This window comes from Azomonas agilis, from assembly GCF_007830255.1.
Classification (GTDB): Bacteria; Pseudomonadota; Gammaproteobacteria; order Pseudomonadales; family Pseudomonadaceae; genus Azomonas; species Azomonas agilis.
The window spans coordinates 157,237-170,496 of record NZ_VLKG01000006.1 but is presented as its reverse complement, the minus strand read 5'-3'; the positions used below and the strand labels follow the sequence as shown (position 1 = coordinate 170,496).

The following is a 13,260-nucleotide window of genomic DNA, read 5'->3' as shown; positions in this document are numbered from 1 at the left end:
TTGCTGATGCTAGGAGGTTCTTAGCCCATACGTTGTAAGGTGGCAATACGCTCTTCCAGCGGTGGATGACTCATAAATAAGCCCGCCAAAATACTCTTACCGGCTGAGTTAATACCAAAAGCCGTCATGCTATCGGGCATATGAACGGGAACATCCTGTTCCGCTCGAAGATGTTCTAAGGCAGAAATCATAGCGCGTGGACTGGCTAACTGGGCTCCTGCTGCATCCGCACGATATTCGCGCCAACGCGAGAACCACATGACGATGATGGTGGCCAGAATACCCAGCACCAACTCGGCGATGATGGTAGCAACCATAAAGGCAATGCCATTACCTTCCTCATTCTTAAAGATCACTTTATCGACAAAGTTGCCGATAATGCGCGCAAAGAACATCACAAAAGTGTTGACTACACCCTGTATGAGGGACAATGTGACCATATCGCCATTAGCGACGTGGCCGATTTCGTGGGCCAGCACCGCACGGACTTCATCAGGGGAAAAACGCTCCAGAAGGCCTTGGCTGACCGCTACTAAGGCATCGTTTTTATTCCAACCGGTAGCAAAGGCATTGGCTTCATAGGCTGGGAAAATCCCAACTTCAGGCATACGGATACCGGCTTGTTGAGACAGTTGCTCAACGGTTTGCAGCAGCCATTGCTCATGGGAAGTACGGGGCTGAGTAATGATTTCCGTGCCGGTGCTCATTTTTGCCATCCATTTGGAAATGAATAGCGAAAACAAGGAGCCAGCAAAGCCAAATACAGCGCAGTAGATCAGTAACTGCTTGAGATCAAGGTCTAAGCCGTTGGCTGCCATGAAACCATTAAAGCCCACCAAGCTCAGGGTAATGCTTGCAATCAGCAGCACCGCCAAGTTAGTGGCTAAAAAAAGCAGAATTCTCATCATGGGTAAAGCATCTCCTCACAGAGAACAGCACAGGGCAAAGGTAAGACTAATATGCCGGGTATATAAGGGCAGGCAAGCTGCTGATTCAACTAAACGACTATTTCAAGCTGTGTCCCTTGGGTTGAACGAGTTTGTCGTCAGTCACCTGCCTTTGTCCCGGCTTTTTATCGTGCTCTCCACGGTCATAGGTGGAGATAGGCTTACAAATTACTGCTGATAACGTTTAAGGAAATTACCAATACGGCCAATAGCCGCTTCCAGATCATCAACGCGTGGCAGAGTCACTACCCTAAAATGGTCAGGCCACGGCCAGTTAAAGGCAGTACCTTGTACAATGAGCAGTTTTTCTGATAACAAAAGATCTAGTGCAAACTTTTCATCATTATGAATAGGGCAGTGTTTAGGATCAATTTTTGGGAACGCATATAAAGCCCCCATAGGTTTAACACAGCTCACGCCGGGAATGTCGTTTAACAGCTCCCAAGCGCGGTTACGCTGCTCCAATAAACGCCCACCGGGGAGTACTAAGTCATTGATGCTTTGATAGCCGCCCAAAGCGGTCTGGATGGCGTGCTGCGCGGGTACGTTGGCGCATAGACGCATAGATGCAAGGATTTCTAAACCTTCAATGTAACTCTTAGCCTGATGTTTTGGGCCAGAGATAATCAGCCAGCCCGAGCGAAAGCCAGCTACCCGATAGGACTTAGACAGCCCGTTAAAGGTAAGGCACAGAACATCTGGTGCTAAGGAGGCGGTAGAAATGTGTACCGCGTCCTCGTATAGAATTTTGTCGTAAATCTCATCTGAAAAGAGGACTAAGTCATGTTGGCGTGCCAGCTCTACCATGCCTTCAAGTATTTCTTTCGGATATACTGCGCCCGTAGGATTATTCGGGTTAATCAGTACTAGACCTTTAGTATTAGGTGTAATCTTGGCTTTAATATCTTCAAGGTCTGGCCACCAGTTGGCTTGTTCGTCGCACAGGTAATGTACAGGCTTTCCACCTGCTAGACTGACGGAAGCCGTCCAAAGTGGATAGTCTGGAGCAGGGATCAGCACTTCGTCGCCGTTATTGAGCAGTGCTTGCAGCGCCATAACAATAAGTTCAGAAACGCCGTTACCCAGATAGATGTCTTCAATACCAACACCTTCTATCTGTTTTTGCTGGCAATACTGCATCACCGCTTTGCGGGCGCTGAATAATCCTTTGGAGTCACTGTATCCCTGTGCGGTGGGAAGATTACGAATAACATCCTGAAGGATTTCGTCTGGAGCTTCAAAACCAAAAGGCGCTGGATTGCCGATATTAAGCTTGAGGATGCGATGACCTTCCTCTTCCAGACGTTTGGCGTGTTTGAGTACAGGCCCACGGATGTCGTAACAGACGTTGGCGAGCTTGTTCGATTTGCTGACCTGCATGATCCTGAGTGTCCCAATGTGAGAAAACGTAGGGCTAGGGGTGGAGCACTGCGCTTTGGTAGCCGCCTAAGCCGCTGCCAGATTTAAGAGTAAGAAGGAACGCATCATACGCCGGGGGTTGATCTGTGGAAAAGGTGAGCTCCGGCCTTTTTTCCTTTCTAGGTGGGGATTAGATAATGAAAAAAGTTGAAAAGTCCCTTGAGACATGGCGTGAGGAGCTTTCTGATGAGGAGTTCCAAATCTGCCGGCTTGGGGGAACAGAACGCGCTTTTACGGGAAAATATCACGCAACCAAAACGCCAGGGGTCTATCACTGTGTGTGCTGTGATGCACCTCTATTTGACTCTGAGGCCAAATATAACTCGGGTTGTGGTTGGCCCAGTTATTTTCAACCCGTTCAGGAAACGGCCGTGACCTATAGCAACGATTTTAGCCACGGTATGTATCGAGTTGAGATTAAGTGTGCGTGCTGCGATGCCCATTTGGGACATATGTTTCCCGATGGCCCTGATCCAACCGGCAAGCGCTACTGTGTGAATTCAGCCGCTTTGAAGCTCAAGCCTCGTTCTTAGCGGGTAGTGGATCAAGAGGGAAGTGGAGGGCTTCCTTCTTGATCTGTGAAGGTGAAGTCTTTTGTTTATATTTCGTATAATCATAAAGCGGTAAAACTAAAAAGTATTCTTCCACATCCGTAAAATAGAAAACACCTGTTCTTCTGATAGGTCAGATTCGGATAGGCCTTCTTTTAAAGCCGCTGCTTGGCGTACTTTAGGAAATTGAGTCCTTAAAAAAGGATTAGTGGCTCGTTCCAACTCAATGTTAGAGGGTAGAGTAGGTAATCCTTGCGCTCTGAGGGTTTGGCAATCTTGGATGCGTTGTTGAATGGCTTGATTATCTGGCTCTACGGCCTGTGCAAAGGCTAAATTTGCTAGCGTGTATTCGTGGGCGCAATACACCAGAGTGTCTTGAGGTAGAGCAGATAATTGATGTAAGGATTGGAACATCTGGCCCATAGTCCCCTCAAATACTCGTCCGCAACCTGCTGCAAACAGCGTATCACCACTGAACACTTGCCCTGATCCATAATAGGCGAGGTGATCTAAGGTATGTCCGGGAATGCTTAATACCTGCCAAGTCTGCCCCAAAATTTCTATGGATTCTCCGCCCTGCAGGGGAAGATCAGTGTTTGGAATGGCTTCAAGGCTAGGGCTTAGGATACGAGCGCCACTGTGTTGTTTGAGGCTGGCAATGCCCTCAGTATGGTCAGCGTGATGGTGTGTGATCAGGATGTCGGTGAGTTGCCATTGAGGATGTTCAGCAAGCCACTTAAGTACGGGCGTGGCTATTCCGGGATCTACAACAGCGCACTGATGAGTATCTGGGTTTTGTATCAGCCATATATAGTTATCTTTGAGGGCAGGTAAGGCCGAAATGCTGAGTTTTTTGACATGAGACATGTTGAACTCCTTAAGGCTTTCACTAAAAGGATTTAATCCTAACAGCACTAAGCCACGAGCCTCTTTCCGAACGATTCCATACAGGAGCACGCTGCAATGAGTTCTAGGCTATTTGCCAGTAAGGAGCCACCTAAACTGGCTGAGTCGCGGATCATGGAGTTAGCGCATCATTGGTTTTGCGGTGTAGAGGGAAGTCGGTGGTTAGAACAAGAGCAGCCAAAGCTGATTGCCGAATGCAGCAGAATCTTGGGGCGTTATCGGGTGCATATGGGGCCTCATGCCGGTTCGCTGTTGGAGCAGCCGGAGGCTAGCAGCTTTATTCGCTTAGGGACTACACCCGATGCTGCGATTCGTTGCCATGAGTTTGCTTGGCCAATCGCCGAGCGCTGTTTGGATGCCGTGATTTTGCAACACGCTTTAGAGTTTAGTCGCCATCCTCAATTGTTATTGCAAGAGGCTGCCCGCAGCCTACGACCGGGAGGGCATTTACTGATTGTTGGCATCAACCCTTGGAGCCTGTGGCGGTGGCAGAGTCGTCGGGCAGCAGACTTAGTGCCCCACCTGCATTACCCCATGCCCTCCCGCTTGAAAAGCTACTTAAGCCAGTTGGGATTTATGTTAGAGCTGCACTGCTATGGGGGTTATAGTATGTCTGCCGAACCTAAATGGTTGGAGCGTCATCAATGGCCAGTGGGTGGTTACTATCTGATTACCGCCCGTAAGTTGGTCAGTGGCCTTATTCCAACGCGCACTAAATGGCGTAGATCCTTTGATACACGACTAGCGCCGCTGTCTCTGGCCAGAGACCAATCCTGCATTCGTCCTGCTAAGGTACGTCCTCCTGCAAAAATCTATTGGACTGTCGATGAGCGAAATTGGCACTGAACCCTTGGTTGAGATTTATACCGATGGCGCTTGTAAGGGAAATCCTGGGCCAGGCGGTTGGGGAGCTCTGTTAGTCTGCAAAGGTAAAGAGCGCGAGTTGTGGGGGGGGGAAAGGAACACCACCAATAACCGCATGGAGTTAACAGCCGCTTTACAGGGACTAGCGGCTTTAAACAGACCCTGCCGAGTGCGTTTGGTAACGGATTCAAAATACCTGATGCAAGGTATTTCCGAGTGGTTGCCTAACTGGAAGCAACGTAACTGGAAAACAGCCAGTGGCCAACCGGTGAAAAATGCAGACCTCTGGCGACAGTTGGAGGAGCAGGTAGCTCAACACCAAATTACTTGGGAGTGGGTGCGTGGACATCAGGGACATACAGGCAATGAGCGCGCCGATCAGTTAGCTAATCGGGGTGTACCCACTACAGATTCTGAATGAGTTCTGGGAATAAAACATGCGTAGTGTCGTCTTGGATACTGAAACAACAGGAATGCCAGTCACTGAAGGGCATCGCATCATCGAGATTGGCTGTATTGAGCTACAGGGGCGTCGTCAAACGGGACGGCATTTTCATGTCTACTTGCAGCCTGACCGCGTGGTAGACGAAGGCGCTGTAGCGGTACACGGTATTACAGATGAGTTTCTGGCTGATAAACCTCGTTTTCACGAAGTGGCTGATGAGTTTTTTGAGTTCATCAAAGGCGCTCAGCTCATCATTCATAACGCAGCCTTTGATGTTGGCTTTATTAATGCCGAGTTTGAGCGGTTAGGGCATGTAGAGCGAGCGGATGTCAGCCAGTATTGTCAGGTGCTAGATACCTTACTGATGGCTCGGGAACGGCATCCGGGGCAACGCAACAGTTTAGATGCTTTGTGCAAACGTTATGGAGTGGATAACTCAGAACGTACTCTGCACGGCGCACTCTTGGATGCGGAAATTCTGGCTGATGTGTATTTAGCCATGACCGGAGGACAGACCCATCTGTCCTTGGGGGGGGAGGAAACGGGGGCAACGGGCATAGGAGCTGCGAGTCTTATTCGTCCCTTATCCGATCAAAGGGTTCCAACGCCGATTATTCGGGCTTCTGCTGAGGAGTTAGCCGCCCATGAGGAGCGTTTGAAGGCTTTGGAAAAGGCCGCCGGTGGTACGCCACTATGGCAACAACTGGGTTATTAAGCGATGACTTTGGTCTTTAGCTCCCCGCCTTGGCGGGCTCAGTGGCTTGATCCTCTGCAACTTGGCTCAGAAACCCAAGTGCTGGTGCATTACCGTCAATCTTTTTTAACAGGCTCAGAGGGAGGACAACTCTTTCCCTTAACTGAGGTGGATGCACTGGATTTGCCCCTGAGCACTAAGCAAGGGCTGGGTATGTGGGAAGGGCTCCCCATTGTGCTGTATGAGTTATCAGAGGCTCCCTCCATTGCGGGGCTGAACTGGTTAGGTTTACGCCAGATTATGAGCAGCCAATTGGATACATCCTATGTAGAGATGCTCTGTATGGCTGCTCAGGTAGGCACTTGGGCTACTCAGCATCGTTTTTGTAGCCACTGCGGCATTCCTTTATTGGCCGTTACCGGCGAGCGGGCGATGGCCTGTCCTCAGTGCCATAATCGTTATTACCCACGCATTTCTCCTTGCATGATTGCTTTAGTGACACGGGGTGATGAGGTGTTATTGGCGCGCTCACCACGCCATGCACCGGGTGTTTTTAGCACCTTAGCGGGCTTTGTTGAGCCGGGAGAAACCATTGAGCAGTGTATCGCTCGGGAAGTGCTGGAGGAGGTTGGCGTTCAGGTAACACAGCCGCGTTACATCACCAGTCAAAGTTGGCCTTTTCCCCATTCGCTCATGCTGGGCTTTCACGTCCAGTATCTACACGGCGAGATCCGATTACAGCCTGAAGAAATTGAGGAAGCCCGCTGGTTCCCTCTAAATGCCCTACCTAACTTACCGGGGCCTCATACCATTGCTCGGCATTTGATCGACTGCTATCTGGCGGAACGTTTGGGCACAACCCACCCTATGTAGGAGCGGTAGGATTTTGCACTGTACTTCAGGCCGATTTTATGGGGTCTGAAGTCGAGTGTGTCCTGATTAATCCCACCCGATTGGGTAGGCTAATGCCCTTAGATGGAGCTTGAGTCTTAGGCCATCTGGTGGCACCACAGGGTTAGTTCTGGATAACGAAGAGGGGATTAGCCCCTAAAGCAGCAAGAAATCACCTCTATGGAAGTCTGGGGACTCCATGAGTAAGTTTCAATAATCGCTCCACTTATACGGACAGTTGCCCGAACAAGCGGAGCGAAACATGAATAAAAATAAAGTAGCCATAGCTTTATCCGGTATTTTGGTGGCCAGCCTGATGCAGTCGGCCAGCGCCGACATTCTGTTGTACAAAAAACGGGGTACCACCTTTGCTACGGATGGTTACTTCAACACCTTTTACACCAGTAGCGATGTTAACCGGGACGATAAAAACTACGATCGCAAGCAGGCTCGGGTACGCATGGGCTATCTGCCCAACTACATCGGTTTTAACTTCAATACTGTAACTGAGGGTTGGACTGTGGGGGGCCGCTCTTCGTTCTGGGTTACTATTAACGACAGTGAAGCTAATGGCACCGCCACCGCCATTGATGTGCGCCAGTTTTACGGCACGGTCAGCACTAAATGGGGGGAGGTTCTGTTAGGTAAAGACTTTGGTCTATTTTCTCGTTCCAACATCTTTTTGGACGAAATGCTGGCTGGGGTGGGTAACGTCAGTGATACCCTAGGTTTAGTAGATGGTCGCGGGGTTTCCTTTGGAAACATTGGTACCGGCTTTCCCTATCCCTTCCCGACGGCTCAGATTACCTATAGAAACAACGACCTCTTGCTGAAGGGTTTGCGCATTGCTGTGGGGATTATGGATCCCTACGACTCGACCCAAGTAGATAAGGATTCTAGTGATGGCTTGAGTGATAAAGCCTATCAGGAAGACCCGCGCTATGAGTTTGAAGTCAGCTACCAGTTCGATTGGGCCGGGGCTCAAATTTATACCTGGGTCAACGGTACCCATCAGCGCTCACAAAACACCAACGATGATATCGACAGCGTGACCTCGAAGGGCTTGGGCTATGGTGTTCAAACCAAATACGGCCCTTGGTCGGTGACTACGTCAGGATTTAAGGCTGAAGGTATTAATCCTTTCTTGACCAACAACTCCGGTGAGGGACGGTTGCGGGAAATCGACAGCGATGGCTATCTGGTTCAGGGCGCTTACGCTTGGGGGGATAACCGTGTTGCACTCTCCTATGGGCGTACTAATGACGACGGCAACGGCTTAGGCCAAAGTGCAGACTTTAAAACCCTAGGCGCTACCTATACCCGTACTCTGACTAAGAATTTACGTTTCTTGACCGAGTACACGCGCTATCAAATTGACGCTCAGGACAGTTACAAATTAGGTGAAGACACTAATACCTTTGCCATAGGTGCGATACTGAGTTGGTAACTCGTACTCCTACGCAAGCAGGGGGTAGCTGGTACGCAAGTAGCATTTGCGGCGCTTTGATAGCACAGGACAATAACAGGGAGTTAAGTCATCTATGAGAAGCCCTCCCATGCTTTCCGCCTATGCTCAGGTGATCTGTACCGCCATGTCAGATCATAAGGACGCTGAACGCGTTGCTCAGGACTTAGCGCGGCAACTGATGCATCCTCACTTGGGCTTTGTGCTGTTTTTCTGCTCCACCAGTTACGATCTAGAGGCTTTAGGGCAAGCATTAGAGCAATATTTTGGGGGCTTACCCTTAGTAGGTTGCACCACAGCCGGGGAAATCACCCCTGAAGGTTATGGGCGCAACTGCGTGACCGCCATTGGCTTTGATCACCAGTATTTTTCAGTGTCCTGTAGTTTGATTGAGGAGATGGATCGTTTCAGCCTACTGGATGCTCAACAACTGGTTGAACGCTTGATTAACGACTGCCGTAGTAATTTATTAGCCCCCATCAAAGACCATAGTTTTGCGCTGACTTTGTTCGATGGGCTTTCCAGTCGCGAGGAAACCGTGTTAGCAGCGCTCAGTGCCGCCTTTGGTCGGATTCCTCATTTTGGCGGCTCGGCGGGTGATGATAACCACCTCAGTCATACCTATGTGTATTTTAAAGGGCGCTTTCACAGCGGTTCTGCGGTGGTGGTACTGATTAATACCTGGTTGGATTTTGAGGTGTTTAGCACCCACCACATTCAGCCTTTGGAAGAAAAATTTGTAGTCACTCAAGCCGACCGTGCCTTGCGTAGGGTGTATGAGCTCAATGCTGAGCCTGCGGCCCAAGTGTATGCCGATTTTGTTGGCGTTCCGGTTGAGGCACTCAATTATCGTTTGTTTGCCGCACATCCTTTGGCGGTACGTATTCGGGATCGCTACTACGTGCGAGCAATTCAACAGGTCAATGAGGATCAAAGCCTCAGTTTTTATTGTGCGGTAGAAAACGGGATTGTCCTGACGGGTATGCAGCCCGGAGCACTGTTACCCAATTTGGAACAGTTGTTTACAGGGCTAGAGCAGCGTCTTGGCCCCCTGTTGCTCACCATAGGTTGCGATTGTTTTTTGCGTCGTCTCAGTGGTGAAGCCGAAGGAGTGGCCGATCAGGTCTCCGAATTTTTACGCACACATCAAGTTATCGGATTCAATACCTACGGGGAGCAGTGCAATGGGCTGCATCTCAACCAAACCTTCACCGGCGTTGCCATCGGCAGACCGGGTGGTCACGCCCGACGCTGAGTTGAAGGCTCGTTTTGAGCAACTAGAGCGGGAAAATTACCGACTGAAACGCATCAATGCAGCCTTAATTGAGCGCGTAGAGTCTCGTTCAGCGCCACCGGATGATGCCTACACGGCCTTTCAATATTCGGTGGAGCTGGCCGAGCAAGTCCGTGAGCGCACTGATGCGTTAAATCAGGCTATGGCCGAGCTTAAGTCCAGCAATCGCTTACTGAGCGAGGCCCGACAGCGGGCGGAAACGGCCCACCGTTATCTGATTGATGCCATCGAAAGTATTTCCGATGCTTTTGTATTGTTCGATCAAGATCAACGCATTGTGCTGTTTAACAGCCGCTTTAAAGCCTTCTGGGAGATCAGCCAGACGCGGGTCACCACCGGCATGTTGTTGGCTGATATCAAGCGCTTGGCCGGTAGTACGGGGCTTATTGTCGAAGAGCATCGGGGCAACAGCAGCGAGCAAAGCTTCTATCGCCTGTTTGATGGCCGTTGGGTGCAGGTGCATGAGCGTCGTACCCGAGGTGGCGGCTTGGTCATCCTATACACGGATATCACCGAAGTTAAAAACCGGGAATCTATCCGCCGTGAGCAAGCGCTGGCACAAAAATCCACCTTATTACAACGCGCCATTGATAACCTATCCCAAGGCGTGGCTATGGTGGCTTCCGATGGCTGTTTGGAACTCTGGAATCGGCGCTTTTTAGAGCTAAGTGGACTGACGTTAGTAATGACGGGCCGTCCCTTTGCTGAAGTCATGGCCAAGAGCGAACTGCCTTTATTAACGCCCGAAAGTCGCGACCAGAACGAGCGGTCTATCTCGCATTTAGAGCAACATCTGCCCGATGGGCGAGTGCTAGAGATCCGTACTCATCCCTTACCGAGCGGTGGTTTTGTCAACACCTTTACCGATATTACCGAACGCCACCGGCATGCGGAAAAACTGCGCGAGAGTGAACACTGGGTACGCATGATTACCGACCATGTTCCGGCGCTGATTGCTTACCTATCCGCTGATTTGGTCTACCAATTTACCAACCGTGTGTATGAGGACTGGTATCACTGGACACCGGGCTTGATGTTGGGCTGCACTTTGTTTGAGGCGCACACCAAAGCCCATTGCCGACAACTTCAGCCCTATTTAGATCGGGCGCTGCAAGGTGAAAACGTCAGTTTTGAGCTGAGTGAGACTAACTTGAATGGGCAGAAGCGCTGTCTGTTGCGCTCCTATGTACCTAATCAGGACAGTGAAGGCCGCATTGTGGGGATTTTCATCCTAGTGCGCGACATTACTGAGCGCCGTCGCACTTCCGAGGCATTACAGCGCGCCTACCAGAACCTTGAGCAACGGGTTCGGGATAGAACCACCGAGCTAACCGCACTCAATAGCCAATTGCGGGAAGAAATTGAGGAGCGTACCGAGGTTGAAGCCCGTTTACGCGAAGCCAAGCGTGAAGCCGAACTGGCCAATTTATCCAAAACTAAGTTTTTGGCGGCGGTCAGCCACGATTTGTTGCAGCCTTTAAATGCGGCGCGTCTGTTCACCAGCGCCTTACTGGAAGCACGCGATTCCAGTAACTCCAGCAGTTTAATCCGCAATTTAAGCAACTCTCTGGAGGATGTGGAGCATTTACTCAGCACTTTGGTGGATATTTCCAAACTGGATGCGGGGGCGATTCAACCAGAGCTGAGCGTATTTGCCATCAACGAGCTATTGGACAATTTGGCCGTAGAGTTCACCCAGTTAGCTCAGAGCCAACACTTACAGATGCGTTTTGTGTCCAGCTCGGTGCTGGTGCATAGTGATGTGCATTTGTTGGCGCGTATTCTGCGCAATCTGCTGACCAATGCCCTGCGCTATACCCCAAGCCCTGGACGTATTTTGCTGGGTTGCCGGCGCACGCAGCAGCATCTTTGGGTGGAGGTCTGGGATACGGGCATTGGCATTCCTCAGGATAAACTCCAAGAAATCTTCCAAGAGTTTAAGCGAGGAGAGCATCAGCATCGCAATCAAGATCGCGGGCTGGGCTTAGGCTTGGCTATTGTCGATAAAATCTCCCGCATGTTGGGGCATGAGGTTCAGGTGCAATCGGTGCTGGGTAAAGGCTCGGTATTTAGGGTGCGTATTCCCATCGCGCAACAACGACCTTCTCCGCGTTTTGGTGTCGAGTTACCGGCCCCCATTACGGATAAACTGCACGGCGCTCATGTGTGGGTGGTGGATAATGACACCGCTATTTGTGCCGGTATGCGTACCCTATTGGAAGGTTGGGGCTGTGCGGTAGTAACGGCCTTAAGTGCAGAAGATTTGGCCGAGCGCACTCAAGGATTTCAGGCACCGGCTGATTTGTTGATTGTGGATTATCACTTGGATCAAGGGCGCACGGGCTTGGAAGCGGTTGCTCAGGTCAATACCGAGCGCAAAACTCCTTTGCCCGCCTTGATGATTACCGCTAACTACACCAACGAGTTAAAGCAGCAGATTCGAGACCTTAACCATGTGCTGCTGCATAAACCAGTACGCCCGATGAAGCTGAAAACCGCCATGAGTCACCTACTAGAGCGGGTTTAGGCTCGGACGGTAGGATCAGAGGGTGGGCGAAAGTCCACCACCTGATATACCTGTACGGGTTGGGAGAATCCCTTAATGCTGATTTTCCCTTTATCCGCACAGAGAATTTTATCTCGCACCAGTTGGTAAGTTTCCTGAGCAATCAGGATTTCACCGGCTTTGGCGGCATTTTCTAGTCGGCTGGCTAAGTTCACTTCCCGCCCGATGATGGTGTAGTCCATTCGCGTATCGGCCCCAAAATTTCCCACCGTGCAGTAGCCTGTACTAATCCCCATGCGAATTTCCATCGGGCGGTTAAATCCGAGGGTTTGGGATTGCTGGCAGAATTGATCCATATGTTTGCGCATGGCCAAAGCCATAGACACCGCCGCCAAAGCATCTTCCTGTACCCCTTGGGAGCTGGGGTCGCCAAAAAAGATCATCACCGCATCGCCAATAAATTTGTCGATGGTGCCGCCGTAATAGAGGGCAATATTGGCCATGTCATTTAGGTAGGTGTTGAGTAGCTGAGTTAAGACCTCAGCCTCTAACTCTTCCGAAAGCTCGGTAAAGCCTTTGATGTCAGAAAAAAATACCGACAGCTTTTTACGTTTGGTTTCCAAACGCACGGGCTTTTGTCCGTCAAAGATAGACTGCCAAACCTGAGGCGATAGGTATTTGGCTAGGTTCTGGGCCATTTGCGCGGTTTTTTCTTGTTCTATTTTGACCGTCCGCCGCGCTTGGGCAAGGCGTAACCCTAGCTCGTGCATGCAATAGGCAGTAACCAATACATAGGCAATGCTGGTTAGTACACTGGTTAACACCAAGGCGGTGGGTGGTTCACTGATACTGTATGGCCCGAGTAGCGCATACCCCAGTATGCAGCTACCACACAGCAGTGGAGTAATCAGGGCCAGTTGCCGAATACCTCCTGACAATAGGGCACTGAGCCCTAGCACCAACAAGAACATAAGGCTGGGGATGGTGGCAAACTGCAATAACAGAATCAAGGCGCTGGTGTTAAGGGTATCCAAGCACAAGAGTGTGCCAGAAACGAGCTGCGGGTGACGCTCCCGAAAGGGAAGGCTTGCCACATACGCTAAGTACACATACAAAAAAATGCTGGGGATAGCCAGCAACCAGTAGCCGGAGATAAAGCCTGTCGCTGCGCCAGAAATAAGGCAAGCGATCCCTATCAGATAGGCTAGGAGCCTTAAGTGATATTCGCGCAAGGGCGGAGCAATCAACGCATTTCAACGCTCAGAGAGGGCTTTAGAA

Annotated in this window: 12 protein-coding genes; 8 read left to right on the top strand and 4 right to left on the bottom strand. The window is 50.5% G+C overall.

The genetic code is table 11. From position 1 onward, the window contains the following. Nucleotides 1–20 precede the first annotated feature (20 nt). Nucleotides 21–908 carry a protease HtpX gene (gene htpX, locus LX59_RS09735; RefSeq protein WP_144571666.1) on the bottom strand — a complete coding sequence of 296 codons (888 nt, stop codon included), beginning with the start codon at nt 906–908 and terminating at the stop codon, nt 21–23. 207 nt (nt 909–1,115) lie between these two features. Then, entirely contained in the window at nt 1,116–2,327 is a 1,212-nt protein-coding gene (locus LX59_RS09730; RefSeq protein WP_144571665.1) for a pyridoxal phosphate-dependent aminotransferase, read from the bottom strand. A gap of 176 nt (nt 2,328–2,503) precedes the next feature. On the opposite strand from LX59_RS09730, the gene msrB reads away from it, so the two are divergent. Beyond that, nucleotides 2,504–2,899: a peptide-methionine (R)-S-oxide reductase MsrB gene (gene msrB / locus LX59_RS09725; protein WP_144571664.1), complete on the top strand. Its 396-nt coding sequence runs from the start codon at nt 2,504–2,506 to the stop codon at nt 2,897–2,899. A gap of 96 nt (nt 2,900–2,995) precedes the next feature. On the opposite strand, the gene gloB is transcribed toward msrB, so the two are convergent. Beyond that, complete coding sequence (gloB, locus tag LX59_RS09720) at nt 2,996–3,784, bottom strand: hydroxyacylglutathione hydrolase (RefSeq protein WP_144571663.1); 789 nt, start codon at nt 3,782–3,784, stop codon at nt 2,996–2,998. Nucleotides 3,785–3,880: 96 nt separating this feature from the next. Between gloB and LX59_RS09715 the strand changes: the two genes are divergently transcribed. From LX59_RS09715 to LX59_RS09685, 7 genes are all read left to right on the top strand, one after another. Next, nucleotides 3,881–4,669: a class I SAM-dependent methyltransferase gene (locus LX59_RS09715; RefSeq protein ID WP_144571662.1), complete on the top strand. Its 789-nt coding sequence runs from the start codon at nt 3,881–3,883 to the stop codon at nt 4,667–4,669. Further along, nucleotides 4,650–5,108 (top strand): ribonuclease HI, encoded by a 459-nt coding sequence (gene rnhA / locus LX59_RS09710; protein ID WP_144571661.1) that lies wholly within the window; start codon nt 4,650–4,652, stop codon nt 5,106–5,108. The genes LX59_RS09715 and rnhA overlap by 20 nt, the downstream gene beginning before the upstream one ends. 16 nt (nt 5,109–5,124) lie before the next feature. After that, entirely contained in the window at nt 5,125–5,847 is a 723-nt protein-coding gene (dnaQ, locus tag LX59_RS09705; RefSeq protein ID WP_144571660.1) for a DNA polymerase III subunit epsilon, read from the top strand. A 3-nt stretch (nt 5,848–5,850) separates the two neighbouring features. Beyond that, entirely contained in the window at nt 5,851–6,699 is an 849-nt protein-coding gene (gene nudC / locus LX59_RS09700) for an NAD(+) diphosphatase (protein WP_144571659.1), read from the top strand. A gap of 280 nt (nt 6,700–6,979) precedes the next feature. Beyond that, nucleotides 6,980–8,164 carry a porin gene (locus LX59_RS09695; RefSeq protein WP_144571658.1) on the top strand — a complete coding sequence of 395 codons (1,185 nt, stop codon included), beginning with the start codon at nt 6,980–6,982 and terminating at the stop codon, nt 8,162–8,164. A 109-nt stretch (nt 8,165–8,273) separates the two neighbouring features. Further along, nucleotides 8,274–9,437 carry a nitric oxide-sensing protein NosP gene (nosP, locus tag LX59_RS09690; RefSeq protein ID WP_144571716.1) on the top strand — a complete coding sequence of 388 codons (1,164 nt, stop codon included), beginning with the start codon at nt 8,274–8,276 and terminating at the stop codon, nt 9,435–9,437. After that, a complete protein-coding gene (locus LX59_RS09685) occupies nt 9,367–12,003 on the top strand; it encodes a hybrid sensor histidine kinase/response regulator (RefSeq protein WP_144571657.1) in 2,637 nt (878 codons plus the stop codon). The genes nosP and LX59_RS09685 overlap by 71 nt, the downstream gene beginning before the upstream one ends. Here LX59_RS09685 and LX59_RS09680 read toward each other — a convergent pair. Beyond that, complete coding sequence (locus LX59_RS09680) at nt 12,000–13,214, bottom strand: adenylate/guanylate cyclase domain-containing protein (RefSeq protein WP_246118733.1); 1,215 nt, start codon at nt 13,212–13,214, stop codon at nt 12,000–12,002. The genes LX59_RS09685 and LX59_RS09680 overlap by 4 nt on opposite strands. Nucleotides 13,215–13,260 lie beyond the last annotated feature (46 nt).